This is a genomic window from Kitasatospora sp. NPDC088391, from assembly GCF_044753345.1.
Taxonomy (GTDB): domain Bacteria; phylum Actinomycetota; class Actinomycetes; order Streptomycetales; family Streptomycetaceae; genus Kitasatospora.
The window spans coordinates 308,725-334,023 of record NZ_JBIVNB010000007.1 but is presented as its reverse complement, the minus strand read 5'-3'; the positions used below and the strand labels follow the sequence as shown (position 1 = coordinate 334,023).

19 protein-coding genes and 1 riboswitch are annotated in these 25,299 nt (G+C 72.5%); of the genes, 11 read left to right on the top strand and 8 right to left on the bottom strand.

Annotation, left to right across the window (positions count from 1 at the left end):
• Positions 1–319: 319 nt before the first annotated feature.
• The 3 genes from ACIQBJ_RS22745 to ACIQBJ_RS22735 all read right to left on the bottom strand — a co-directional run bounded on the left by ACIQBJ_RS22745 (position 320) and on the right by ACIQBJ_RS22735 (position 4,771).
• Positions 320–1,840 carry a sensor histidine kinase gene (locus tag ACIQBJ_RS22745; RefSeq protein WP_400713403.1) on the bottom strand — a complete coding sequence of 507 codons (1,521 nt, stop codon included), beginning with the start codon at positions 1,838–1,840 and terminating at the stop codon, positions 320–322.
• A 372-nt stretch (positions 1,841–2,212) separates the two neighbouring features.
• Complete coding sequence (locus ACIQBJ_RS22740) at positions 2,213–3,271, bottom strand: SIS domain-containing protein (RefSeq protein ID WP_400713400.1); 1,059 nt, start codon at positions 3,269–3,271, stop codon at positions 2,213–2,215.
• A 195-nt stretch (positions 3,272–3,466) separates the two neighbouring features.
• Positions 3,467–4,771, bottom strand: a complete 1,305-nt coding sequence (locus tag ACIQBJ_RS22735) for an extracellular solute-binding protein (RefSeq protein WP_400713397.1) — start codon at positions 4,769–4,771, stop codon at positions 3,467–3,469.
• Between the two features lie 1,064 nt (positions 4,772–5,835).
• On the opposite strand from ACIQBJ_RS22735, the gene ACIQBJ_RS22730 reads away from it, so the two are divergent.
• The 8 genes from ACIQBJ_RS22730 to ACIQBJ_RS22695 all read left to right on the top strand — a co-directional run bounded on the left by ACIQBJ_RS22730 (position 5,836) and on the right by ACIQBJ_RS22695 (position 14,808).
• On the top strand, positions 5,836–7,128 hold the full coding sequence (locus ACIQBJ_RS22730; RefSeq protein WP_400713394.1) for an extracellular solute-binding protein: 1,293 nt from the start codon (positions 5,836–5,838) through the stop codon (positions 7,126–7,128).
• Between the two features lie 151 nt (positions 7,129–7,279).
• Positions 7,280–8,269, top strand: a complete 990-nt coding sequence (locus tag ACIQBJ_RS22725) for a carbohydrate ABC transporter permease (RefSeq protein WP_400713391.1) — start codon at positions 7,280–7,282, stop codon at positions 8,267–8,269.
• Entirely contained in the window at positions 8,266–9,186 is a 921-nt protein-coding gene (locus ACIQBJ_RS22720) for a carbohydrate ABC transporter permease (RefSeq protein WP_400713388.1), read from the top strand. Before ACIQBJ_RS22725 ends, ACIQBJ_RS22720 begins: the two co-directional genes overlap by 4 nt.
• 62 nt (positions 9,187–9,248) lie before the next feature.
• Entirely contained in the window at positions 9,249–10,823 is a 1,575-nt protein-coding gene (locus ACIQBJ_RS22715; protein ID WP_400713385.1) for a glycoside hydrolase family 3 protein, read from the top strand.
• Positions 10,824–10,994: 171 nt separating this feature from the next.
• The gene (locus ACIQBJ_RS22710; RefSeq protein WP_400713382.1) at positions 10,995–11,780 is read left to right on the top strand and encodes a GntR family transcriptional regulator; all 786 of its coding nucleotides are present in this window, start codon (positions 10,995–10,997) and stop codon (positions 11,778–11,780) included.
• 193 nt (positions 11,781–11,973) lie between these two features.
• Positions 11,974–12,279, top strand: a complete 306-nt coding sequence (locus tag ACIQBJ_RS22705) for a DUF3311 domain-containing protein (RefSeq protein ID WP_400713379.1) — start codon at positions 11,974–11,976, stop codon at positions 12,277–12,279.
• 20 nt (positions 12,280–12,299) lie between these two features.
• The gene (gene mctP, locus ACIQBJ_RS22700) at positions 12,300–13,898 is read left to right on the top strand and encodes a monocarboxylate uptake permease MctP (RefSeq protein ID WP_400713613.1); all 1,599 of its coding nucleotides are present in this window, start codon (positions 12,300–12,302) and stop codon (positions 13,896–13,898) included.
• Positions 13,899–14,052: 154 nt separating this feature from the next.
• Positions 14,053–14,808, top strand: a complete 756-nt coding sequence (locus ACIQBJ_RS22695) for a histidine phosphatase family protein (protein ID WP_400713376.1) — start codon at positions 14,053–14,055, stop codon at positions 14,806–14,808.
• Positions 14,809–14,835: 27 nt separating this feature from the next.
• Here ACIQBJ_RS22695 and ACIQBJ_RS22690 read toward each other — a convergent pair whose 3' ends face one another.
• Positions 14,836–15,810, bottom strand: a complete 975-nt coding sequence (locus ACIQBJ_RS22690) for a helix-turn-helix domain-containing protein (RefSeq protein ID WP_400713610.1) — start codon at positions 15,808–15,810, stop codon at positions 14,836–14,838.
• Positions 15,811–16,079: 269 nt separating this feature from the next.
• Here ACIQBJ_RS22690 and ACIQBJ_RS22685 point away from each other — a divergent pair, with 269 nt between their 5' ends.
• The 3 genes from ACIQBJ_RS22685 to ACIQBJ_RS22675 all read left to right on the top strand — a co-directional run bounded on the left by ACIQBJ_RS22685 (position 16,080) and on the right by ACIQBJ_RS22675 (position 20,453).
• Entirely contained in the window at positions 16,080–16,595 is a 516-nt protein-coding gene (locus ACIQBJ_RS22685; RefSeq protein ID WP_400713373.1) for a GNAT family N-acetyltransferase, read from the top strand.
• A gap of 126 nt (positions 16,596–16,721) precedes the next feature.
• Positions 16,722–16,849: riboswitch (cobalamin riboswitch) on the top strand.
• 173 nt (positions 16,850–17,022) lie between these two features.
• Positions 17,023–19,437, top strand: a complete 2,415-nt coding sequence (locus ACIQBJ_RS22680) for a ribonucleoside-diphosphate reductase subunit alpha (RefSeq protein ID WP_400713370.1) — start codon at positions 17,023–17,025, stop codon at positions 19,435–19,437.
• Positions 19,438–19,457: 20 nt separating this feature from the next.
• The gene (locus ACIQBJ_RS22675) at positions 19,458–20,453 is read left to right on the top strand and encodes a ribonucleotide-diphosphate reductase subunit beta (RefSeq protein WP_400713607.1); all 996 of its coding nucleotides are present in this window, start codon (positions 19,458–19,460) and stop codon (positions 20,451–20,453) included.
• Between the two features lie 82 nt (positions 20,454–20,535).
• On the opposite strand, the gene def is transcribed toward ACIQBJ_RS22675, so the two are convergent.
• The 4 genes from def to ACIQBJ_RS22655 form a co-directional block, all read right to left on the bottom strand.
• Entirely contained in the window at positions 20,536–21,198 is a 663-nt protein-coding gene (def, locus tag ACIQBJ_RS22670; RefSeq protein ID WP_400713366.1) for a peptide deformylase, read from the bottom strand.
• A 71-nt stretch (positions 21,199–21,269) separates the two neighbouring features.
• Positions 21,270–22,253: a tetratricopeptide repeat protein gene (locus tag ACIQBJ_RS22665; protein WP_400713363.1), complete on the bottom strand. Its 984-nt coding sequence runs from the start codon at positions 22,251–22,253 to the stop codon at positions 21,270–21,272.
• Positions 22,254–22,414: 161 nt separating this feature from the next.
• The gene (locus ACIQBJ_RS22660; protein ID WP_400713360.1) at positions 22,415–23,734 is read right to left on the bottom strand and encodes an HD-GYP domain-containing protein; all 1,320 of its coding nucleotides are present in this window, start codon (positions 23,732–23,734) and stop codon (positions 22,415–22,417) included.
• Positions 23,731–25,176, bottom strand: a complete 1,446-nt coding sequence (locus ACIQBJ_RS22655) for an HD-GYP domain-containing protein (RefSeq protein ID WP_400713357.1) — start codon at positions 25,174–25,176, stop codon at positions 23,731–23,733. Before ACIQBJ_RS22655 ends, ACIQBJ_RS22660 begins: the two co-directional genes overlap by 4 nt.
• Between the last annotated feature and the right edge of the window lie 123 nt (positions 25,177–25,299).

Below are 25,299 nucleotides of genomic sequence, written 5' to 3'. Positions count from 1 at the left end.
TACGGATCAACCCACGATCAAGGGTTCGGCCGCGCTGGTCGGCCGAGCCTTCCCGAACGGGCCCGCTCCCATCCGCGGGACCGACGACGCGAGCCGCTCAGGCACTTGATACTGTTCACACAGAGCAATATCGTTGGCCTGTGGCGCTCACCGTGTGCAACGCACGGGGCGTGCGTCGCGCCACTCCAGAGCCCCCGTTCCGGCCGACTCCCCCCGACGGCCGGACCGGGTTGAGAGGCCCTGCCGACCCACCCCCCCCGGTCGGCAGGGCCTCGTTTCTGTCTCCGGGCCCTGCCGTGCGGACGGCGGTCGGCGGCGGTCAGCGGACGGGGATCTCCAGCACCACCTTGGTGCCGCCGCCGGGGACGGCCACCATGTCGAAGGTGCCGCCGAGTTCGCCGGTGGCGAGGGTGCGAACGATCTGCAGGCCGAGGTTGCCGGCCTGCTGCGGGTCGAAGCCCTCGGGCATGCCGCGGCCGTCGTCCTGCACGGTGATCAGCAGGTACTCCTCCGGCTTGACGCCGTTGTTCCAGCTGTCCGACCAGCCCTTGCCGCCGACCGGCGCGCGGCCGCGCAGTGCGCCGACCTCCAGGTGGCCGGAGGCGCTCGGGCCGAACGCGTGCTCCAGGGCGTTCTGGGTCAGTTCGGTGAGGATCATCGCCAGCGGGGTGGCGACCTCGGCGGAGAGGATGCCGAAGGAGCCGCTGCGACGGGTCACCACCCGGCCGTCCTGGGAGAGTTCCATCACCATGGCGAGCACCCGGTCGGCGATCTCGTCGAAGGCGACCTGCTCGTCCAGGGCCTGGGAGAGCGTCTCGTGCACGATGGCGATCGAGCCGACCCGGCGGACCGCCTCGTCCAGGGCGGCCCGGCCGGCCTCGGAGTCCATCCGGCGGGACTGCAGCCGGAGCAGCGCGGCGACCGTCTGCAGGTTGTTCTTGACCCGGTGGTGGATCTCCCGGATGGTGGCGTCCTTGGTCATCAACTCTCGGTCGCGCCGCCGTAGTTCGGTGACGTCCCGGCAGAGCACCAGGGAGCCGGTGGGGGTGCCCTTGGGCTTGAGCGGGATGGTCCGCAGGGTGACCACGCCGCCCTGCGCCTCGACCTCGGTCTGCCGGGGGGCCCAGCCGCTGGCCATCTTGACCAGCGCCTCGTGCACCTTGCTGCGGCTGGGCGGCACCAACTCGGCGGTGCTCCTGCCGAGGTGACTGCCCACCAGGTCGGTGGTGAGTCCGAGCCGGTGGTAGGCGGACAGCGCGTTCGGGCTGGCGTACGTCACCACGCCCTCGGCGTCCAGCCGGATCAGGCCGTCGCCGACCCGGGGGGCGGCGTCCATGTCGGCCTGTTCGGCGCCGGGGTAGGGGAAGCTGCCGGCAGCGATCATCTGGGCCAGGTCGGAGGCGCTCTGCAGGTAGGTGAGCTCCAGCCGGCTGGGGGTGCGCACCGTCAGCAGGTTGGTGTTCCGGGCGATCACGCCGAGCACCTTGCCCTCCCGGCGCACCGGGATGGACTCCACCCGGACCGGGACCTCCTCGCGCCACTCCGGGTCGCCCTCGCGGACGATCCGCCCCTCGTCGTAGGCGGCGTCCAGCAGCGGCCGGCGGCCGCGCGGGACGAGGTGGCCGACCATGTCGTCCTGGTAGGAGGTGGGGCCGGTGTTGGGCCGCATCTGGGCCACCGAGACGTACCGGATGCCGTCCCAGGTGGGGATCCACAGCACCAGGTCGGCGAAGGAGAGGTCGGAGAGCAGCTGCCACTCCGAGACCAGCAGATGCAGCCACTCCACGTCGGCACCGGTGAGGGTGGTGTGGCGGCGGACGAGTTCGTTCAGCGAGGGCACACCGTGAGCGTATCGCCGACCGCCCCCGGCGGCGTTGTCCAGACCAATCGCCGCGCGGCTCTGGACAACCCAGATTGGTCTAGTCCACAATGGTGATGCACCAAGGAGACGTCCTCCGCGCATCTGCCCTGACCGCGCGAGGCACCTCCTCGGTCGGAGGCGTCGTTCGAGGGCCCCGCACAGCTCTCGGACGGTCCCCGCCTCCGGCATACAGCTCCGGGCTGCGGTGCCGCACAGGTTGAGGGTCCTGTGTCGGCGCCGTGGCCCGTAGTGTTTTCCGGGCCCGGCCCGGGCCCCGCACGGCGTCCCGTACGACAAGGAGCCGCCCCCGCGAGACCTCGCGGGGGCGGCTCCTTCGTGCGTGCGGGCGGGTCAGTGGGTCTCGGTGACCTTGGCCAGCGCGCGGGGGGCGTCCGGGTCCTGGCCGCGGGCGATGGTGACCTCGTAGGCCAGCAGCTGCAGCGGCAGGATCTCCAGGATCGGCTGCACCTCCTCGGGGACGCCGGCCGGCAGCGCGAAGCCGGCGCTGGCGGCGTCGACCTGGTCCTGCTGGCCGACCACCACGAGGTCCGCGCCGCGGCCGCGCAGGCGGTCCAGGACGGGCTGCAGGGCCTCGCCGCCCTTGCCGTCCGGGACGATCGCGATCACCGGCGAGACGTTGTCGACCATGGCCAGCGGGCCGTGCAGCAGGTCGGCGCCGGAGAACGGGGAGGCCGGGATGTAGGTGGTCTCCATCAGCTTCAGCGCCGCCTCGCGGGCGGTCGGGTAGCCGTAGCCGCGCGAGGTGATGACCAGGCGCTGGGCGAACCGGTACCGCTCGGCGAGCGCCTTGACCTCGGCCTGGCGGGCCAGGATGCCGGCCGCCAGCGCGGGCAGCTCCTTGGCCGCCGCGCCGTCGCCGCCGCGCAGGCCCTCGACGAACAGGTACAGCGCCAGCAGCTCGGCGGTGTAGGTCTTGGTGGCGGGCAGCGCCTTCTCCGGCCCGGCCAGCACGTCGATGTGGAACTCGGAGACCTCGGCGAGCGGCGAGGCCGCGTTGTTGGTGACCGCCAGGGTGATCGCGCCGGCCTCGCGGGCCGCCTTGGTGGAGGCCACCAGGTCCGGCGAGCCGCCGGACTGGCTGACCGTGATCACCAGGCAGTCGGTGAGGTCGGGCTTCGCGCCGTAGGCGGTGGTGGTGGACATCGAGGTGAGGCCGGCCGGCTTGCCCAGCACGACCTCGATCAGGTACTTGGCGTACAGCGCCGCGTTGTCGGAGGTGCCGCGGGCGGTGAGCAGCACGAAGCGCGGGTTGCGGGCGGCGATCTGCGCGGCGATCTCACGGATCGCCGGCGCGCCCTCGTCGAGGATGCGCTGCAGGACGGCCGGCTGCTCGGCCATCTCCGCCGACATGATCCTGCCGGGAACGGAAACAGTCTGCGGGTCGGACATCGGGGTGTGCCTCCGTGGAGAGATGGTTCTACCCCGTGGGCGGACGCCCGACGGGGTACCTCTGGAACGGCGGCGAGTCCGCACCCTCGCTGCAGGAACTGCGTGGAACTGTTCCGTCCCGATCCTACGTGGGACCGGGCCCCGCGGCACACTCCATGCCGGTGTCCGGGGGCCGGTCCCACCCTTCGGGACGGATCAGCTGGGGTTGTTGATCAGCTGGTTCATCTGCGCGTCGGCGGCCTTGGTCGCCTCGTCGACGCTGGTGCCCTTGAAGATCGAGTCCAGCATGGTCACCAGGACGTTCTGCTTCTCCACCGCGCCCCAGCCGGGGGCGACGGGGGTGAACCAGGCGTCGGGGACGGCGTTGGCCGCCGCGGAGGTGGCCGGCTTGTTCTTCAGCGGCTCCAGCTGGGTCAGGTTGTTGGGCAGGATGTCCTTGTCGGCGAGCACCTGCTGGGCCTTGGTGCTGGTGAACATCCGGACCCAGTCGGTGGCGACCGCGGCGTTCTGCGACTTGGCGGTGACCGCCAGGTCGGAGCCGCCGATGAAGGAGGGCAGCGGCTTGCCGTTCGGGCCGGGCATGCCGACGATCCGCAGCGAGTCCTTGAGCGCCGGGGTGCCGGTGATCGGGGCGATGGCGTTGCCCAGCTCCCAGCCGTTGGCGTACATCAGGGCGCTCTTCTCGCGGCCGACGACGGTGGCCTGGTCGGTCTCCTTGACCAGCAGGTTGCCGCTCTTGTTGTACTTCTTCACCAGGTCGGCGAAGTGCTGGATGCCCTGCTGGGCCTTGGCCTCGTGCAGGGTGCCGTGCCAGGTGCCGGTGTCGTCGAACTTGGCGATCGACCCGCCGTACGCGGTGACGTACGACATCGCGGCGTACCAGTACTCGCCGGGCAGGTAGAGCGGGGAGAAGCCGGCGTTGCCCTTGTTCCTGGTGGCCAGCTTGTCGAGCGCGGTGAGCAGCTCGTCCTCGGTGCGCGGCATCTCGCCGGAGCCGGTGGCGTCCTGGAACATCTTCGAGTTGTAGATGCCGACGCGGGCGCCCGCGTAGTAGGGGACGCAGAACAGCTTCTGGTTGTAGGTGCAGGTGTCGGAGAGGCCCTTGATCCAGTTGTCGGCGTTGTCGAAGGTGTTGCGCTTCAGCTCGGCCAGGTTGCCGTTGACCATGTACTTCATGGTCTCGGTGTTGCCGAGCTCGACCACGTCGGGGACCTGGTTGGTGGTGAGGGCCTGGTCCAGTTCGGCGACCTTGTTGTCCCAGTTGTGGTAGCTGAGCTTCAGCTCGACCTTGGGGTACTTCGCCGCGAACTGGTCGTTGACCTGCTGGACCAGTTCGGGCCAGCTCTTTCCGGCGTCCTCCATCAGCCAGACGGTGACGGTGCCGGTCATGTTCTTGGTGTCGGCGCTCGCCGCGGCGGGCGAGGGGCCGCCGGACGAGCAGCCCACGGCGGTGGCCAGCAGGGCGGCGGTGCCGAGCGTGGCCAGTACCTGACGCTTCACGCAATCCTCCGGATCGGGGCAGGGGAGGTCTGCGTGTGGTACAGACCAGATTTCCGAATCCTGGCCTAGACCAATTTTCGACGTCAACGCGTGTGCGGTTTCGCACCCTCCCCGTTGTCAACCCGTTGCCTCACCTGCCCTGGCCACGTCAAGTAACGGGGTGGCCACGGCGGGCCGTTCGCACTTTAGGTTCACTTAATGTCACCCATCGTGATCGGAAATGAATTCCCGGGGGTCCGGAGGGGGGAATGGGGCGCAATAGCCCCGCCCGCGGCCCGCCCCGGCACCCCCGACGGAGTCCTCACGAACGACCGGCACCGGCCCTGACCGGGCGGGTGCCGCCGGGCGGGCCCGGGGGCGGCGCGGGCGGCCGGACCGGGCGCCACCGGGTGCGGGGGCGGGCCGGAAATCCGGGCGGCGGGGCGGGCGCGGGCGGTCGGCGGAGATCGGCGACCCGGCGGAAATCCGGCCCGCCCGCCGCCCGGGGGACTTCGGAAATGCGGCGGGAAATCGATCGGCGGGGGCCGGGAATTCCGGGCGGACGCCGATAGCCGGACCCCCCGGGAAGGCCCGACCGCCGGGCCCGCGGGCCGCCCCGCGCACCGCCCGGCGCGGCCCGCGCGGCGCGCCGGGCACCGCACTGGACCACCCCTCGACCCGCGCGGCCGCGCCGGGGCGGGGTTGACATGGCCGCGAAGAAGTGCAGGGTCCTCCCCCGGCGGTCCCCCGCGACCCCGGCGGGATGTCCGCTTAGGTGCCGATTAGTCCCCGGCTTGGTCCAGTCCAACACGGCCGAGTCAAGCGTTGATAACGGCTTGCGCAGAGCCTCTTCGAAACCTTGACGCCCCTCATTGGTCCATGCCAATCTCCAGGCGTTGGTCTAAACCAATGGTCTACTCCACCTCACGGATCGGCCCGCCGGCCCCGGCAGTTCGTGTCCGTGTCATCCGGTGACGTTCCCCCATGCGGCACAGCGCAGCTTCAGGGCCAGTCGGCCCCGGCGGCCCGGGTGCCCGCCCTTGCTCATCCCTCTGGAGGATGGTTTGAACCGCAAGATCGCAGCCGTGGCCGCTATCGCCACTGTGCTCGTCGCCTCGGCTTGCTCCTCGTCCGGCTCCTCGTCCGAGACGAAGCAGGCCACGCTGAGCAAGGACGGCAAGGGCAAGAAGATCACCGTCTGGCTGATGGACGACGCCCAGAAGGGCTGGCCCGAGGTTCTCGACGCCGCGAAGAAGGAGTTCACCGCGCAGACCGGCGCCGAGGTGGACGTCCAGTGGCAGACGTGGACCAACTACACCACCAAGCTCGACACCGCGCTGCTCTCCGGCAACGCCCCCGACGCCCTGGAGCTCGGCAACACCCAGGCCGCCAAGTACATCGAGGCCGGCTCCTTCGTCGACCTCACCTCGGTCAAGGGCCAGTTCGACAACTCGGACAAGTGGCTGGACTCGCTGGCCGCCTCCGGCCAGTCCGGTGACGGCAGCAAGACCTACGCCGTCCCGTACTACGCCGGTGCCCGCGTCCTGATCTACCGCAAGGACCTCTTCGAGGCCGCCGGTGTCGCCCAGGCCCCGACCACCCTGGAGGAGCTGAAGGCCGCCCTGACCAAGGTCAAGGCCGCCAACGCCTCCGTCCCCGGCTTCTCCGCCCTGTACCTGCCGGGCAAGAACTGGTACTCCGCGGTCTCCTTCGGCGCCAGCGGCTTCGGCGTCAAGGGCGTCATCGCCAAGAAGGACGGCGACAAGTGGGCCGGCACCCTGTCGGACCCGAAGTTCGTCGAGGGCATCAACACCTGGAACGACCTGCAGAAGAACTTCTCGACCGGTGGCACCACCGTCGACGAGTCCACCCAGGACGCCCTGATGGCCAAGGGCAACATCGCCGCCATCATCGGCAACGGCTGGGAGGTCGGCTCGGTCGTCGACCCGAAGACCGGTGACCCGTCCCTGAAGGACAAGCTCGCCACCATCGCCCTCCCGGGCACGGCGGCCGGCCAGCCCACCCCGGCCTTCCTCGGCGGCTCCGACCTGGCCGTCCCGGCCAAGGCGGCCAACGCGGGCCTGGGCGCGACCTTCCTGCAGATCTACACCAACACCGCGCAGCAGACCGCGCTCGCCAAGCACGCCATCCCGAACGCCAAGAACCTGGTCGCCGCCTACAAGGCCGCCGACCCGGCGAACAAGGCGACCGGTGACGCGGCCGAGGGCCAGACCTGGTTCATCCCGAACTCGCCGCTGTGGTCCGGCGCCGACGAGACCGCGCTGCAGAACGCGTTCTCCGCGATCGCCGGTGGCGGCGACGTCGCGGCCGAGCTGAAGAAGGCCCAGGAGACGCTCGTCAAGGACCTGAACGGCTGACCGAGCAGATCTGCGGTCGGCCCGGGGGCCCCACCCCCGGGCGGACCACCGCACTGAGCGCCGGATAAAGGGGGTGGGCAGTCCGCGAGTACGCGGACTGCCCACCCGCGCGCCAGGACCGACCAGAACCGCGGGCCCGGGAAGGACCCTGATGAGTGTGACCACTGACGAGACCGTGACCCGGTCCGAAAGCACGGGGCCCGCCCCGGCGGAGAAGCCGCAGCGGCGCGGATTCTTCGCAGCCGGCCTGTACATCCCCTACGCCCTCCTGCTGCCCGCCGTCGTCGCGCTGGTGGGCGTTCTGGCGTACCCGCTGTACAGCCTGTTCGACCTGTCCTTCAAGAACGTGAACCGGTACGCGTACCTGGTCAACCCGTCGCTCTCGAAGTACATCGGCTTCGACGGCTACACCAAGATCTTCACGGACGACCAGTTCTGGGAGGTCGTCCTCCGGTCGATCTACTTCACCGCCGAGCTGGTCGTCCTGTCGATGGTGCTGGGCATGCTGATCGCCCTGCTCCTGAACCGGGTCTCCAACTGGGTCAAGGTCACCGTCATCACGGTGCTGATGTTCGTCTGGGCGATCCCGGCGCTGGTCACCGGCCAGGTGTTCCGCTGGCTGTTCTCCTCCAACGGCGGCGTGGTCGACTACCTGCTCTTCGAGATCACCGGTGACGAGAGCTGGAAGCACTACGACTGGTTCGCCGACCCCACCGTCGGCCTGTACGTGGTCGGCGCCGCCGTCATCATCTGGGGCGCGCTGCCGTTCCTGGTGCTCGGCCTGAACGCCGCCCTCACCCAGGTGCCGAAGGAGCTGATGGAGGCCGCCAAGCTGGACGGCGCCACCGGCCTGCAGGCGTTCCGGCACGTCACCATCCCGGTGATCCGCCCGTTCCTGATGATCAGCGCCGCGCTGAGCTTCATCTGGGACTTCCAGGTCTTCGCGCAGATCTTCTCGCTGCGCAACACCTCGCCCGAGCCCGGGTACTGGACCATCGGCACCTACCTGTACCAGAAGGGCATCGTCGCCTCGAAGTACAGCGACAGCTCGGTGATCTCGCTCGCGATGATCCTGATGATGCTGGCTGTCCTCGTCTTCTACATCCGGCAGATGCTCAAGATCGGAGCCAACGAACGATGAGCGCGGACACCCTTGCTGCCAAGCCCTCTCCGACTCCCGGCCCCGAGCGCGCCCCGCTGAAGACCCGCCGGGTCCGCAAGACCGGCGAGAACCGGGTCATGACCGGGGTGTGGAACGCCGTCGGGCTGGCGATCGCCGCCGTGATGGGCTTCCCGATCTACTGGATGGTCATCACCACCTTCAAGACCAACAAGGACCTGATCGCCCAGGACCCGACGTTCTGGCCGAGCTCGTTCTCGTTCGACAGCTACACCACGATCTTCGACGACGACCAGTTCCTGCCCTCGCTGCAGAACACCGTGGCGATCACCCTCGGCTCGGTCGTGCTCGGCCTGGTGGTCGGCTTCCTCGCCGCCGTCGCGGTGGCCCGGTTCAACTTCCGCGGCCGGAACTTCTTCATCGTCACCATGCTGGTGGTCCAGATGGTGCCGCTGCTGGCGATCATCGTCCCGCTGTTCGTGGTGATGAACGGCGCCGGCCTGACCGGCAGCGCCTTCGGTGTGATCCTGGCCTACCTGGTCTTCACCGTGCCGTACGTGATCTGGACGCTGCGCTCCTTCATCGTGAACATCCCCACCGAGCTGGACGAGGCCGCGATGGTCGACGGCTGCACCCAGTGGGGCGCGTTCTTCCGCGTCATCCTGCCGCTCACCCTGCCCGGTCTGATCACCACCGGCGTCTACACCTGGATCCAGGCCTGGAACGAGTTCATCGTCGCCAACACCCTGCTGTCCACGGGCGGCCAGCGCACCGCGATGGGCTGGCTGACGTTCTACTCCACCACGCCCACCCGCGGCGCGGACTACGGCGCGCAGATGGCTGGCGGCCTGCTGGTCTCGCTGCCCGTGATCATCCTGTTCGTCATCTTCCAGAAGAAGGTGTCGGCGGGCCTCACCGCCGGTGCGGTCAAGGGCTAGTCCCCTTCCTCGCTCACCACTGCACCTGAAGCACCTCCACCCCCAGGGAAGGAACCATGGCGATGCCCGGTACGGAAAGCGCCGATCTCCTCCGCGACGCCGGAGCGGTCCTGCAGCCCGGCTTCGCCGGTCTGACCGCGCCCGAGTGGCTGCGCCGCAGAGTGGGCGAGGGCGAACTGGGCGGCGTCGCCCTGTTCGGCCGCAACATCCGCACCCCGCAGCAGGTCGCCGCGCTCACCGGGGAGCTGTACGCGCTCAACCCGGACCTGCTGGTCGCCACCGACGAGGAGGGCGGCGACGTCACCCGCCTCGAAGTGGTCAGCGGCTCCTCCTACCCGGGCAACCTGGCGCTCGGCGAGGTCGACGACACCGAGCTGACCGAGCGGGTCGCCCGCGCCATCGGGTTCGACCTGGCCGCCGTCGGCGTGAACCTCAACTACGCGCCGGACGCGGACGTCAACTCCAACCCGGACAACCCGGTGATCGGCGTCCGGTCCTTCGGCGGCGACGGCGAGCTGGCCGCCCGGCACACCGCCGCCTACGTCCGCGGCCTGCAGTCGGCCGGCGTCGCGGCCTGCGCCAAGCACTTCCCCGGGCACGGCGACACCGCGGGCGACTCGCACCTCGGGCTGCCCCGGATCGACCTCGCCCTGGACCGGTTCGCCGAGCACCTGCTGCCCTTCCGGGCCGCCATCGCGGCGGGCGCGAAGAGCATCATGACGGCGCACATCCTGTTCGACGCCTACGACGCCCAGCTGCCCGCGACCATGTCGCAGCGCATCCTGACCGGCCTGCTCCGCGAGGAACTGGGCTTCGACGGGCTGATCGTCACCGACGGCATCGAGATGGGCGCGATCTCCGGCACCCACGGCGTCGCGGCCGGCTCGGTCCGGGCCGTCGCGGCCGGCGCCGACACCATCTGCGTCGGCGGCGGCCTGCACGACGAGGACGCCTTCGTGTACCTGCGCGACGCCCTGGTCTGGGCGGTCCGCGAGGGCCGGCTGTCCGCGGACCGCCTGCACGAGGCCGCCGAGCGCAACCGGGCCGTCGCCCGCTGGTCCGCGGAGCGGCGCGCCGCGCTGGCCGGCGAGCGGGCCGAGGCGGGCGTCGGCCTGGCCGCCGCCCGCCGGGCGCTGCGGGTCACCGGCGGGCTCCGCCCGCTCGGCGGCGTCCCGCACGTGGTCGAGTTCTCCCCGGGCGCGAACATCGCGGCCGGCGACGAGACCCCGTGGGGCGTGGCCGGCCCGCTGGCCGAGCTGGTGCCCGGCACCACCTCCAGCCGGGTCTCCCCGCCCGCGACCGTCACCGAGGGCTCCGGCCTGCTGCAGGTGACCGTCGCCGCCGAGGACGCCGTGATCGACACCGCCCCGCTGCTGGGCGCCGCGGTCGGCCGCCCGCTGGTCCTGGTGGTGCGCGACGTGCACCGGCACGGCTGGATGCGCCGGGCCGCGCTCGACCTGGTCGGGCACCGGCCGGACGCGGTGCTGGTGGAGATCGGCACCGCGCACGGGACGGCCGGGCTGTTCGGCCCGCACGGGGTCACCGTGCTGGCCACCTACGGCGGTTCGCGGGTCTGCGCGGTCGCCGCGGCCGAGGCCCTGGCGGGGCTGGCGGTCACCGCGCCGCAGGCCGGCTGAGACCCTCGGGAACGGGCCCGGGACGGGCGCGGAGCGCCTCGTTCCGGGCCCGTCGCGCACCGGTTTGCGAACCGGAGCTCACGCTCGCTCCCCACTGCGTGCAACCATGTGCTGTTACATAGGACTTAGGGGTCCGTTAAGGACCGCCTCCAACGAGGAGTGAGAGCTGCCATGAGTGGCGACAGGGACACGGCGGCGCCCGCCGAGGGCTCCGCGGTGCCGACCCAGACCGGCCCTGCCACCGCCACGGCCCGGGTGCCCAAGTACTACGGCCTCAAGCGGCACCTGCTGCAGCTGACCGAGACCCAGCCGGCCGGCACCCCGGTGCCGCCGGAGCGCGCGCTGGCCGCCCAGTTCGACACCTCCCGCACCACCGTCCGGCAGGCCCTGCAGGAGCTGGTCGTCGAGGGCCGGCTGGAGCGCATCCAGGGCAAGGGCACCTTCGTCGCGAAGCCGAAGGTCGCGCAGGCCCTCCAGCTGACCTCCTACACCGAGGACATGCGGGCCCAGGGACTGGAGCCGACCTCCCGGCTGGTCGAGGTCGCCTACATCTCCGCCGACGACCGGCTGGCCCCGCTGCTGGACATCAAGCCCGGCGGCCGGGTGCTGCGGATCGAGCGGCTGCGGCTCGCCAACGGCGACCCGATGGCGATCGAGGTGGCGCACCTGTCGGCCAAGCGCTTCCCCGCGCTGCGCCGCAACCTGGCCAAGCACAACTCGCTGTACACGGCGCTGCGCGAGGTCTACGGCGTCACGGTCGCCGAGGCCGAGGAGACCATCGAGACCACCCTCGCCAACCCGCGCGAGGCCGGCCTGCTCGGCTCCGACCTGGGCCTGCCGATGCTCCAGCTGTCCCGGCACTCCTTCGACGCGGACGGCGCGCCGGTGGAGTGGGTCCGCTCGATCTACCGCGGCGACCGCTACAAGTTCATCACCAGGCTCCAGCGCCCCGCGTAGCGGGGCGAGCGGCGGCCGGAGCGGCTCCTCGTTCGGAGGACTGCGCACTCCCGGGTTGACAGGGTAGTGACACGAGTCACTCCGTTGCCCTAACCTCGCGTGGACCTTTCGATCACCGAGGGTGCTGCTCGGCGGGCGCACGTTGTGCGCGGCGGCGCCAGCGAGGTGACTCCTCGTCGTCCGGGAGCCGCTCATGTCGTCGTCCCACCTGCCGTCCGCGGGCGCACCGCCCGCCCTCTCCCCCGCCCGGGTGCTGGCCGGGCTGTGCCTGCTGGTGCCGATCGTGGCGGTGCTGTGGGTGCCGTCCTACGGCAAGACCGATCCCGCGCTGGGCGGGATGCCGTTCTTCTACTGGTACCAGTTGCTCTGGGTGCCGGTGTCCGCGCTGTTCACCGGCGCGGCGTACCTGCTGATCCGGCGGGACGAGGCGGCCCGCCGGGCCGTCGCCGCGCTGCCGGCCCCGTCCGTGCCCGCGCAGGCGGAGGGGGACGGGAAGTGAAGCACGTGGACTGGACCGCGATGACGGTCTTCCTGCTGTTCTTCGCCCTGGTGTCGGTGATGGGCTTCCTGGCCGCCCGCTGGCGGCGGGCCGACGACGCGCAGCACCTGCACGAGTGGGGGCTGGGCGGCCGCAGCTTCGGGACCTGGATCACCTGGTTCCTGCTGGGCGGCGACCTGTACACCGCGTACACGTTCATCGCGGTGCCGGCGGCGGTCTACGCGACGGGCGCGATGGGCTTCTTCGCGGTGCCGTACACGATCATCGCGTACCCGCTGGTGTTCCTGTTCCTGCCGCGGCTGTGGTCGGTCTCGCGGGTGCACGGCTACGTGACGCCGGCCGACTTCGTGCGCGGCCGGTACGGGTCGCGGACGCTGTCGGTGGTGGTGGCGCTGACCGGCATCCTGGCGACCATGCCGTACATCGCGCTGCAGCTGGTGGGCATCCAGGCGGTGCTGGACGTGCTGGGGGTGGGCGGTTCCGGGAACTGGTTCCTGAAGGACCTGCCGCTGTTCCTGGCGTTCGGGGTGCTGGCGGCGTACACGTACTCCTCGGGGCTGCGGGCGCCGGCGCTGATCGCGTTCGTCAAGGACGCCCTGGTCTACGTGGTGATCATCGTGGCGGTGATCTACATCCCGATGCGGCTCGGCGGCTACGGGCACGTCTTCGACGCGGCGGCGCACAAGTTCTCGCAGCTCAACCCGAAGACCGGCAAGCCGGTCGGCTCGATGGTGGTGGGCCCGTCCGGGCAGTGGACGTACGCGACGCTGGCGTTCGGGTCGGCGCTGGCGCTGTTCATGTACCCGCACTCGGTGACCGGCGTGCTGGCGTCGAAGTCCCGGAACACGGTGCGCCGGAACATGGCGATCATGCCGGCGTACTCGCTGATGCTGGGCCTGCTGGCGCTGCTCGGGTTCATGGCGATCGCGGCGGGGGTGAGCAAGGGCGACCCGAAGTACAACAGCCAGCTGGCGGTGCCGCAGCTGTTCGCGGACATGTTCCCGTCCTGGTTCACGGGCGTGGCGTTCGCGGCGATCGGGATCGGGGCGCTGGTGCCGGCGGCGATCATGTCGATCGCGGCGGCCAACCTGTTCACCCGCAACGTGTACAAGGAGTTCCTGCGGCCGCAGGCGACGCCCGCGGACGAGACCCGGGTGGCGAAGCTCGCCTCGCTGCTGGTGAAGGTCGGCGCGCTGGCCTTCGTGCTGGTGATGGACAAGCAGGCGGCGATCAACCTGCAGCTGCTGGGCGGCCTGTGGATCCTGCAGACCGCGGTGGCGCTGGTGGCGGGCCTGTTCACCCGGTGGTTCCACCGCTGGGCGCTGCTGGCGGGCTGGGTGGTCGGCATGGTCTACGGCACCTGGACGGCCTGGGGGCTGTCCTCGCCGGCGACCAAGCACTTCGGCGGGAACAGCGCGAAGATCCCGGGGATCGGCGAGATCGGCTACATCGGTCTGACGGCGTTCGTGCTGAACCTGGGGGTGGCGGTGGTGCTGACGCTCGTCCTGCGGGCCCTGAAGGCCCCGGAGGGCGTCGACGAGACCGCTCCGGCGGACTATGCCGCGGAGACCGGCGACGAGGCCGTGGAGCGCGCTCCGCAGCCCGCCTCGGCGCACTGACGCACCGGGGGCGCACGGGCCCGTCCCGTGCGCCCTGTGGTCGCGCCGTTGCCTCGATCGACACCGGGGTGACGGCGCGATCATCTGTTATGACCGCCCGCCGAGCGGAGAAGACCGGGGAGAGAACCAGCACCACCGACACGGGGAGCCTCGGATGACCGACCTGACCGCGGTACGCAACGGCCACCGGCCGGACGACGGGCTCCCGGGGGGCGGCAGACGGCTCCCCTCGGTGCTGGTCGCCACCCGGCACGGCGAGTCCACCGCCAACGTGGAGTTCCGGCACGCCGACGCGACCGGCGCGCTCTCCGTCCCGATCACCTCCCGGGACGCCGACATCCCGCTCTCCCTGCACGGCCAGGACCAGGCCCGCGACCTGGGCCGCTGGTGGGCCGCCCGGCCGCCCGCGGACCGGCCCCGGGCGGTCTGGTGCTCCCCGTACGTGCGGACGGCGGAGACCGCCCGGATCGCGCTCGCCCAGGCGAGCGGGCTGGGCGCCGTCCCGGTCGGGCTGGCGGTCCGCTACGACGAGCGGCTGCGCGACCGCGAGCTGGGCGTGCTGGAGATGCTCACCAAGGCCGCGATCGAGCGCGACCACCCGGCCGAGGCGGAGCGCCGGCGGCGGCTGGGCGAGCTGTACTACCGGCCGCCGGGCGGCGAGTCCTGGCTGGACGTGGCGCTGCGGGTCCGCGACCTGCTGCGCGACCTGTGCGAGGAGGAGGCGGGGCGGCCGGTCCTGGTGGTCGCGCACGACTGCACGGTGCTGATGCTGCGCCAGGTGCTGGACCGGCTCGGCGAGGAGGAGCTGCTGGCGCTGGACCCGGTGGCGAACTGCTCGGCCAGCGTGTGGCGGGCCCGGGACGGGCGGCTGCGGCCGGCCGGCTGGAACCGGACCGAGCACCTGTCCTGAGGGCGCGGCGGGCGCCCGGGAGCCCGCTCAGACGCTCTGTCGCACCCCGGCCCGGCCGGTCCCGCCGAAGGCCCGCCGGTAGGCCAGCGGGGTGGTGCCGAGCCGGCGGCCGAAGTGGTGCCGCAGGGTGGCGGCGTTGCCGAAGCCGCAGCGGGCGGCGACCGCGTCGACGCTCTCCTCGGTGGACTCCAGCAGGCGCTGCGCGAACAGCACCCGCTGGCCGGTCAGCCAGCGGTGCGGGGTGGTGCCGGTCTCCTGCTGGAAGCGCCGGGCGAAGGTCCGCGGCGACATGTGGGCGCGCCGGGCGAGGTCCTCGACGCTGCTCTCCCGGTCGAGGTGGCGGCGCATCCAGTCGAGCACGCCGGTCAGCGAGTCGGCGCCGTCCTCGGGCAGCGGGCGGCTGATGAACTGGGCCTGGCCGCCCTCCCGGTGCGGGGCGACGACCATCCGGCGGGCGATCCCGCGGGCCACCTCGGCGCCCTGCTCCTGGCGGACCAGGTGCAGGCAGGCGTCGATGCCGGCGGCGGTGCCGGCCGAGGTGATCACCGGGTGGTCGTCCACGTACAGCACGTCGGGTTCGACGGTGGTGAGCGGGAAGCGGGCGGCCATCAGGTCGGCGTACTGCCAGTGGGTGGTGGAGCGGCGGCCGTCGAGCAGTCCGGCGGCGCCGAGCAGGAAGCTGCCGGAGCAGATCGACAGCAGCCGGGCGCCGCGGTCGTGGGCGGCCCGCAGCGCCTCGATCAGCACGGCCGGGTACTGCTCGCGAATGCCGGTGGCGGTGGCGATCACCAGGTCGGCCTCGGCGATCCGTTCGGGGCCGTGCGGGACGTGGACGTCGAAACCGGCGTGGGTGCGCATCGGGCCGGGGCGGTCGCCGACCAGGCCGAACTCGTAGACCGGCAGGCCGGCCCCGCTCCGGTCCAGGCCGAAGACCTCGCAGGCCACGCCCAGTTCGAAGGGGTGGATCTCCTCCAGCACGATCACCGCGACGTTGCTCAGCATCCGCCCAGCATGGCAGTGGCAGGATTTCGCGGCAATGGGGCGTTCCTGCCACTCGTCGCGGCGGGCGCCGGGCGGGAGGGTGGAGCCATGACCACCGCGCTCGCCCTGCTGGGCTTCCTCGGCAGTTTCGGACTCCTCGGCGTCCTGGTCGGCCGCGACCTGGAACGCACCACCGCCCACGGTCGCTCGGACCGGCACCGGCCCACCGGCTACCCCTACGACCCGGACCTGCACGACCCGCGCCGGAGCGCGTCCGGCACACTGTCCGGATGCGCTCCCCGATCGTCCGCCGCGCCCTCGACCACGACCTCGCCGCAGCCGCGGAGGTCACCGTCGAGGCTTTCGTCGGCGACGGCCACACCCGGCCCGACTCCGACTACGTCCACCTCCTCCGCGACACCGCCCGCCGCAACCGGGAGGCCGAACTCCTGGTCGCCGTCGACGACGCGGGAACCGGAGCCGTGCTCGGCTGCGTGACCTTCGCCGCGGGCGGCACCCCGTGGGCCGACATCGCCGGGCCGGACGAGGGCGAGATCCGGATGCTCGCGGTCGGCGCGGCGGCCCGCGGCCGCGGCGTCGGCCGGGCCCTGGTGGCGGCCTCGATGGACCGCAGCCGGGAACTCGGCCTGGCCGGGATGGCGTTCTCCACCCGTCCGGAGATGCGCCACGCCCACCGGATCTACGACGCGCTGGGCTTCGCCCTGGCGCCCGAGCGCTACTGGTCGCCGCACCCCGGCACCGACCTGCTGGTGTACACGACGCGGTTCCCGCACGCACCGTCCTAGGGCGCTCCCCCGGCCCCCGGCGGGCCGTCCCCGACGGCCCGCCACCGGTGTTTTCGTTGTCTACGCGCGGCGCCACCGACACGACACGCTCTACTACATCTGGTGCTTCCAGCTCCAGCCGCCACTACATGTATGCTCACTCTCGCTGTCGACGCAGGGGAACCCGGTGCGAGTCCGGGACTGCCCCGCAACGGTGAGCGGGCTGTAGCGACGCCCGCAGAGTCCGAGGACCTGCCGACGGTGTGCGACACGGCATCCCCGCAGACGCCATGCAGCACAGCTTTGCCGTCCGGTCTCGCGGGCGGACCGGGGGTGGTCTTCGGCGCGCCGGAACGCGTACGCGTTCCTCCGTGCTGCCCTCCCCTGGCCGCGTACGGTCCCGGACACCCCGAGCCACGTCCGCCGCCGCCACAGGAGAGAGTGCGCCTTGACCGTCGCCGCCTCAGTCACCCTGCCGTCCCAGGGAACCGCCGACGCCTTCACCGACCCCGGTGCGGCGCTGCTCCGGCTGCTCACCGACCGCAGCACCGATCTCCCCCAGGTGGACCCCGGCCACGTCGCCGCCGCCGCGCTGCGCGGCCGCCACGCCGGCTCGGACTTCGCCGAGCTGCGCGGGCTGGCCGTGGAGGCCGCCGCGTCGATGATCGCCGAGGACCCGCAGTACTCGAAGCTGGCCGCCCGCCTGCTGGCGCTGGAGATCCGCGACGAGGCCGCCACCCAGCAGGTCACCTCGTTCTCCTCCTCGGTGGCCGTGGGCCACGCCGAGGGCCTGATCGGCGACGCCACCGCCGCGTTCGTGGCCGAGCACGCCGACCTGTTCGACTCGCTGATCGACGAGTCGGGCGACGACCGCTTCGAGTACTTCGGCCTGCGCACCGTGCAGTCCCGCTACCTGCTGCGCCACCCGATCACCCGCAAGGTGGTCGAGACCCCGCAGCACTTCCTGCTGCGCGTGGCGGCGGGCCTGGCGGTCGGCACCTCCCAGGAGTCGGTGCGCGAGGTCGCCGAGCTGTACACCCTGATGAGCCGCCTGGAGTACCTGACCAGCTCGCCGACGCTGTTCAACTCCGGCACCCGGCACCCGCAGATGTCCTCCTGCTACCTGCTGGACTCGCCGCTGGACAACCTGGACTCGATCTACAACCGGTACGCCCAGATCGCCCGGCTGTCCAAGCACGCCGGCGGCATCGGCCTGTCCTACTCGCGGATCCGCTCGCGCGGTTCGCTGATCCGCGGCACCAACGGCAAGTCGAACGGCATCGTGCCGTTCCTGCGCACCCTGGACTCCTCCGTGGCGGCGGTCAACCAGGGCGGCCGGCGCAAGGGCGCGGCCTGCGTCTACCTGGAGACCTGGCACGCCGACATCGAGGAGTTCCTGGAGCTCCGCGACAACACCGGCGAGGAGGCCCGCCGGACCCACAACCTGAACCTGGCGCACTGGATCCCGGACGAGTTCATGCGCCGCGTGAACGCCAACGCCGACTGGTCGCTGTTCTCCCCGGCCGACGTGCCCGAGCTGGTCGACCTGTGGGGCGCCGAGTTCGACGAGGCGTACGTCAAGGCCGAGCTGGCCGGCAAGGCCGTCCGCACCATCCCGGCGCAGACCCTGTACGCCCGGATGATGCGCACCCTGGCGCAGACCGGCAACGGCTGGATGACCTTCAAGGACGCCTCCAACCGGGCCGCCAACCAGACCGCGCTGCCGGGCCGCACGGTGCACTCCTCGAACCTGTGCACCGAGATCCTGGAGGTCACCGACGACTCGGAGACCGCGGTCTGCAACCTCGGCTCGGTCAACCTGGGCGCGCACGTCGCCGCCGGCGCCACCGCCGCCGACCTGGCGAACGCGATGGACTGGGACCGGCTGGACGCCACCGTGCGCACCGCGGTGACCTTCCTCGACCGCGTGATCGACATCAACTTCTACCCGACCACCGAGGCCGGGACGTCCAACTCCCGCTGGCGGCCGGTCGGCCTGGGCGTGATGGGCCTCCAGGACGTCTTCTTCCAGCTCCGGCTGGACTTCGACTCGGCCGAGGCGAAGGCCCTGTCCACGCTGATCGCCGAGCGCATCATGCTCACCGCCTACGAGCGCTCCGCCGACCTGGCCGAGCAGTTCGGCCGGCACGAGGCGTACGGCGAGACCCGCGCGGCCCGCGGCCAGCTGCACATCGACCACTTCGGCAGCGCGGACCCGCGGTGGACGGAGCGCTGGGACGCGCTGCGCGCCCGGATCGCCACCACCGGCCTGCGCAACTCGCTGCTGCTGGCGATCGCCCCGACCGCGACCATCGCGTCCATCGCGGGCGTCTACGAGTGCATCGAGCCGCAGGTCTCCAACCTGTTCAAGCGCGAGACCCTCTCCGGCGAGTTCCTCCAGGTCAACCCGTACCTGGTGCGCGAGCTGAAGGAGCTGGGCGTCTGGGACCAGCAGACCCGGGACGCGCTGCGCGACGCCAACGGCTCCATCCAGGAGTTCAACTGGCTGCCGCAGGAGGTCCGTTCGCTGTACCGCACGGCGTGGGAGCTGCCGCAGCGCGCCCTGATCGACCTGGCCGCCGCGCGCCAGCCGTACATCGACCAGAGCCAGTCGCTGAACCTGTTCATGGCGGCGCCGACCATCGGCAAGCTCTCCTCGATGTACTCGTACGCGTGGAAGGTCGGTCTGAAGACCACCTACTACCTGCGCTCGCGCCCGGCGACCCGGATCGCCCAGGCCGCGTCCGGCGCCACCCGCACCGCCGCCCCCGTGCCGGTGCAGACCCCTTCCCTCTCCCAGGCCGAGCAGGACGCCATCGCCTGCTCGCTGGAGAACCCCGAGTCCTGCGAGGCCTGCCAGTGAGCACCGACGACCGGAAGAAGATGCTGCTCGACCCGGGCTTCGAGCTGACGCTCCGTCCGATGCGCTACCCGTCGTTCTACGACCGGTACCGGGACGCGATCAAGAACACCTGGACCGTGGAGGAGGTGGACCTGCACTCCGACGTCGCCGACCTCGCCAAGCTCTCCGAGGGCGAGCGGCACATGATCGGGCGGCTGGTCGCGTTCTTCGCCACCGGTGACTCGATCGTCTCCAACAACGTGGTGCTGAGCCTCTACAAGCACATCAACTCCCCCGAGGCCCGCCTGTACCTGTCGCGGCAGCTGTTCGAGGAGGCCGTGCACGTCCAGTTCTACCTGACGCTGCTGGACACCTACCTGCCCGACCCGGAGGACCGCAACGCGGCCTTCGCCGCGGTGGAGAACATCCCCTCCATCGCGCAGAAGGCCCAGTTCTGCTTCAAGTACATGAACGCGGTCGACCACCTCGACTCGCTGCAGTCCAAGGACGACCGCCGGGCCTTCCTGCTCAACCTGATCTGCTTCGCGGCCTGCGTCGAGGGCCTGTTCTTCTACGGCGCGTTCGCCTACGTGTACTGGTTCCGCAGCCGCGGCCTGCTGCACGGCCTGGCGACCGGCACCAACTGGGTGTTCCGCGACGAGTCGATGCACATGGACTTCGCGTTCTCGGTGGTCGACACCGTCCGCGAGGAGGAGCCCGACCTCTTCGACGACAAGATGGCGCGGCAGGTCACCGAGATGCTGGAGGAGGCCGTCGAGGCCGAGCTCCAGTTCGCCCGCGACCTGTGCGGCGAGGGCCTGCCCGGCATGAACACCGAGTCGATGCGCGAGTACCTGCAGGCGGTCGCCGACCAGCGGCTGGCCCGCCTCGGCCTGCCGGTCCGGTACGGCTCGACCAACCCGTTCGGGTTCATGGAGCTGCAGAACGTCCAGGAGCTGACCAACTTCTTCGAGCGCCGGGTCTCCGCGTACCAGGTCGCCGTCGAGGGCTCGGTCTCCTTCGACGACGACTTCTAGGCCGCGCCCGCCGCACCGGCCGCACGCGACAGGGCCGCACCCCCGCCGGGGGTGCGGCCCTGTCGCCGTTCCTGCCGGGCCGTCAGTCGTTCGGGACGGTCGCGTACTTGGGGGTGCCGTCGGCCATCTGCCGCAGCGCGTCCTTGCGGTCCCGCTTGGAGAGCCGGTCGATGTACAGGTACCCGTACAGGTGGTCGGTCTCGTGCTGGAGGCAGCGGGCGAAGAAGCCGGTGCCCTCGACCCGGACCGGGTTGCCGTCCTTGTCCTGGCCGGTGACGGCGGCGTAGCCGGGGCGGGCCAGCTCCTGGTAGGCGGTGGGCACCGACAGGCAGCCCTCCTGGCCGTCGTCCAGCACCCGGCGGCCGGCCGGGAGGTCCTCCAGGACCGGGTTGACCACGTGGCCGATGTGCCGGACGCCCTCGTCGTCGGGGCAGTCGTAGACGAAGACCTTCAGGTCGACGCCGATCTGGTTCGCGGCCAGGCCGACGCCCTCGGCCGCGTACATCGACTGGAACATGTCGTCGATCAGCGCGGACAGCTCGCCGTCGAAGGCGGTGACCGTCTTCACCTCGCGGTGCAGCACCGGGTTGCCGACCACGGTGATCGGCCGGGCGGTGCCCTTCGTCAGGTCGGGCTCCTCGCCGACCACCCGCAGGGGCTCGCCGTCCTCGTGCGCGTGGTCGTGCGCGTGGTCGTGCGCGTGGTCGTGCTCGTGGTCGTGGTCGTGGTCGTGGTGCTCGGCCATCGCTCGGTTCCGCTTTCGTCCGCATCCGCCTGGTGTACCGGCCCAGCCTACGGGGCGCGGGCCCGGAGGGGTCAGCAGACCTCTTCGAGGTCCCGGTAGGCGCGGGTCGCGGGCGAGGCCGCCGCCCACCGCTCCAGCAGCGAGCGGACCAGGCCGGCCGGCGCGGCGATGCCGCACTCCCGCTCGACCTGCCAGGGGCCGCCGGCCGCGCCCTGGCTGAGGTGGCTGAGGTGGCCGGGGTGCAGCGGGTCGCCGTCGTCGTGCGGGTCGTGGTGCGCGGTGCGGCCGTCGTCGATCGCCATCCGGGACTCCGAGCAGGTCCGGCACAGCAGCCGCACCGAGGACGTCCAGTCCTCGGCGGCGTACCCGGCGTCGGAGACGGTCTTCTCCAGTGCGTCCCGGTCGGCGGCGGTCGCGGCCTGCAGCAGCACCACCCAGGTCGGCACCGGGGACGGCGCCCACAGCTCGATCTCGTCGAAGACCGGGTAGGCGACGCCGTCGGCGACCCGCTCGCCGTGCGGGGCGCCGTCGTGCAGCACCACCTCGCCCCAGCGGCGGCCGGAGGACGGCAGCGGGATCGACAGCACCTCGATCCGGGCCGGGTCGAGCCGCCGCCCCCACACCACCTCGGACTCGCCGTCCGGGGACAGCCGCACCGGGGTGGTGCCGAGGTCCAGCTCGATCGGCCCGGCCGCGGTCGGCCCGCCGGACAGCCGCAGCCCGTACGCCTGCCAGGCCCGGCGGGCCAGCGGCCAGTCCTGCAGGGCGGTGGCGGTGATGCCGAGGTTCCACCAGTCCGGGGCGCCGTGCTGGCGCTCCAGCAGCGCGACGGCGCGCAGCCCGGCCGAGCGGGCCTGCTCCCAGTCGCGGCGGAACTTGTGCAGCAGCGCCAGGTTGAACCAGGAGTCGGACAGCCACGGCTCCAGGTCCGCGGCCATCACCAGCAGCGCCCCGGCGTCCTCGTAGCGGCCGTCGCCGATCAGCGTGAAGGCACGGTCGGTGGTCTGCCGCCAGGTCGCCGACGGACGGTGCCGTGCGCGGTGGAAGATCCTCACGTTGGTCCCTTGCCGTCTGGTCGTCACCGGGTCGCCCCGCCTCCGGGTCTTCCCGCCACGACCGCATCCAACCACGGCAGCCCTCGGCCGCGCGCCCCGCGCGGCCATTCAGGCCGTGCGGGGGACGGGCCCCGGCGGGCGCGGTGCGCGGCGGGCGGGGCTCAGGCGGCGGGGCGGGAGCGGGCCGCGCGGTGGCCGCGGCGGCCGAGCCGGGCCAGCGCGTCCAGCACCACCGGGTCGTAGCCGCGGCCGGAGTCGAGGCGCAGGTGCTCCAGCGGGTCCAGCGCGCCGGCCCGGGGGCGGTCGGCGGCGGCGGTGCGCAGGTCGTCGTGGGCGTTGGCGACCCGGATGATCCGCGAGGCCAGCGGCAGGCTGGGGTCGTGCCGGCCGTCGGCCAGCCGGCACGGGTCGGCGAGCCGGGCGACCTGCTGCCACACCTGCTTCGGCACGCCGGTGCGCTGGATCACCTCGCTGCCGAGCCGGGCGATCCGCTGCTGCTCGCCGTCGGCGAGCAGCGCGGTGGCGCCGCCGGGCACCGGCTCGACCAGCGACAGCTGGCCGATGTCGTGCATCAGGGCGGCGTATTCCAGCAGGGTCAGCTCCCGGCTGCCGAGGCCGAGTTCGCGCCCCAGCGCACACGCCGTGTCGGCGACCCGGCGGGCGTGCCCGGGCGTGGTGTAGCCGGCGATCTCGGTGGCCCGGGCCAGCGTCTCGATGGTCTGCCCGGTGGTGGCCCGGACGGCGACGGCGCGCCGGAACGAGGCCTGGGCGAGCAGCAGCGGCACGCAGAACACCGGCAGCGCCCACAGCCCGGCCTCCCCGGCGAGCAGGCTGAGCAGCAGTCCGGTGGCGACCTGCGCGGAGCCGATGCCGAGCAGCGCGTGCAGCTGGTCGTCGAGCGCGGCCGCGTACCGCAGCCCGGTGCGGGCGCACTGCTGGGCGGCGGCCAGCACGGCGTCGCCGAGCGCGGCCAGGCCGGCGATCCCGGCGAGCAGCGCCCCGTAGGCGGGGCCGGGGAGCCGGTCGGTGACGCCGGTGTTGTAGAGCGGCTGGAACAGCAGGGCGGCGAAGGCGACGGTGACCAGGCGGCGGGCGGCGGCGTCCAGTCCGCCGAGCGGGGCGGGCGGGCGGTGCCGGAGCGCGGCGAGGGCGTACCGGCCGGCGCTCTGCGCGCCGAGCCCGAGCCCGGTGCCGGCCGCGGTGACGGCCGCGACCTGGAGGACGCCGTGTGTGGTGGGCAGTCCGTGCAGCGGCCCGAGCAGCGCGTAGGCGAGGGCGACGGCGGTGGCGACCGGCGCGGGCTCGCGGTCGCCGGGCAGCGCGGGCCCGGCGCACTGGCCGAGCGCGATCAGCCCGGTGAAGGCCAGCGCGACGCCGGTCTGGCCGGCGCCGTGCAGCAGCAGGTGCAGCACCGCGGCGGCGCCGAGCAGCGCGGCGACGGCGTGCAGCAGGTCGGCGGGGACGGGGCGGCGGGGCGTCACACCGGCCCTCCGGTGGGCAGGCCCTGCCCGGACTGCTTGGGCAGCCGGGCGGGTTCGGGCACGCCGAGCGGGATGTCCGGGACCTCGCCGTCCCAGCCGCCGGGGGGCGGCGGTTCGGGCTGCCAGCCGTGCTCGGCGACGGCCTCGACCAGGGCGCCCACCATCACCGGGTCGAACTGGCTGCCCGCGCACCGCTCCAGTTCGGCGACCGCCTCGGGGACGGGGCGGCCGCGCCGGTAGGAGCGGGTCGAGGTCATCGAGTCGAAGGCGTCGGCGACCGAGATGATCCGGGCGAACTCGGGGATCCGCTCCCCCGCCAGGCCGTGCGGGTAGCCGCGGCCGTCCATCCGCTCGTGGTGGTGCAGGATGCCGTCCCGGCCCTCGCCGAGGAAGTCCAGCCGCCGCACCAGCTCGTGCCCGAACACCGGGTGCACCTCGACGGCGCGCCGCTCCGCCTCCGTCAGCGGGCCGTTGCGGCGCAGCAGTTCGGTGGCGACGGCGAGCTTGCCGACGTCGTGCAGGGTGCCGGCGAAGTGCAGGGTGCGGACCCGGTCCTCGGTCAGGCCGAGCTGGCGGGCGATCAGCACCGAGGCCCGGCCGACCCGTTCGCTGTGGCCGCGGGTGTACGCGTCCTTGATCTCGACGGCCTGCACCAGGGCCTGCACGGTGGCCCGGTGCGCGGCCCGCTCCCGGTGGCCCTGCGCGGACAGCCAGGCGGTGATGGTCAGCGGCAGCAGGCCGAGCACCGCGGCGAACGCGCCGTACGGGCCCTGCCAGAGCACCGCGATCATCAGGCCGCCGGAGCCGTGCAGCAGCGCCGCGGGGGCGGCCCGGCGGACCGCGCGCAGCGCGCCCTGGCCGGAGGAGCCGCAGGTCAGCCGGACCATGCCGGCCACCAGGACGCCGTTGACCAGGCAGAACGTCAGGATCGCGGCGAGCGCGCCGAGGGCCGCGCCGGGGAACCTGGTGCCCAGCAGCAGCCGGACCCCGCCGAGCAGCCGGAACACCTCGGCGGCGGCGGCCGCGGCCAGCGCCAGCTGGGCGGCGTTCCAGATCCGGCGCAGCCCGCGCGGCGGCGCGGCCGGGCCGAGCAGCGCGCCCGGCAGGGCGACCAGCGCGGCCGCGGCGGGCGGCAGCATCAGGACCCCGGCGAACAGCACCGGGAAGAAGCCGCTGCCGCGCGGGTCGGCGGCGGGTTCGTCGCCGGAGCGGCCGCGCAGCCAGCGCCACAGCCGGGCGCACGGGGTGCGGGCGCCCTGCGCCAGCGACTCCAGGCACAGGTGCAGCAGGGCCAGCAGGCCGATCCGCGGCCACTCCGACCCGGGCCCGACGGCGGCCAGCGGCAGCAGGACCGCGAGGGCGGCCGCGAGCACGACGGCCAGGTAGGCCGCGGCCCGCGGGGGCAGGGCGCTGTGCTCGCGTTCGCTGGCGATCTCGGCCACCCCCGCCCGTACCGGGCCCTCCGACGTGAGGACTCGTCAGAGAATAGGGCCCGCCCGCACGGGCGCGGCGCACGATCGCGGATCGCCGCAGTCGGAGCAGCGACAGCTCACCCGATCGAGTGA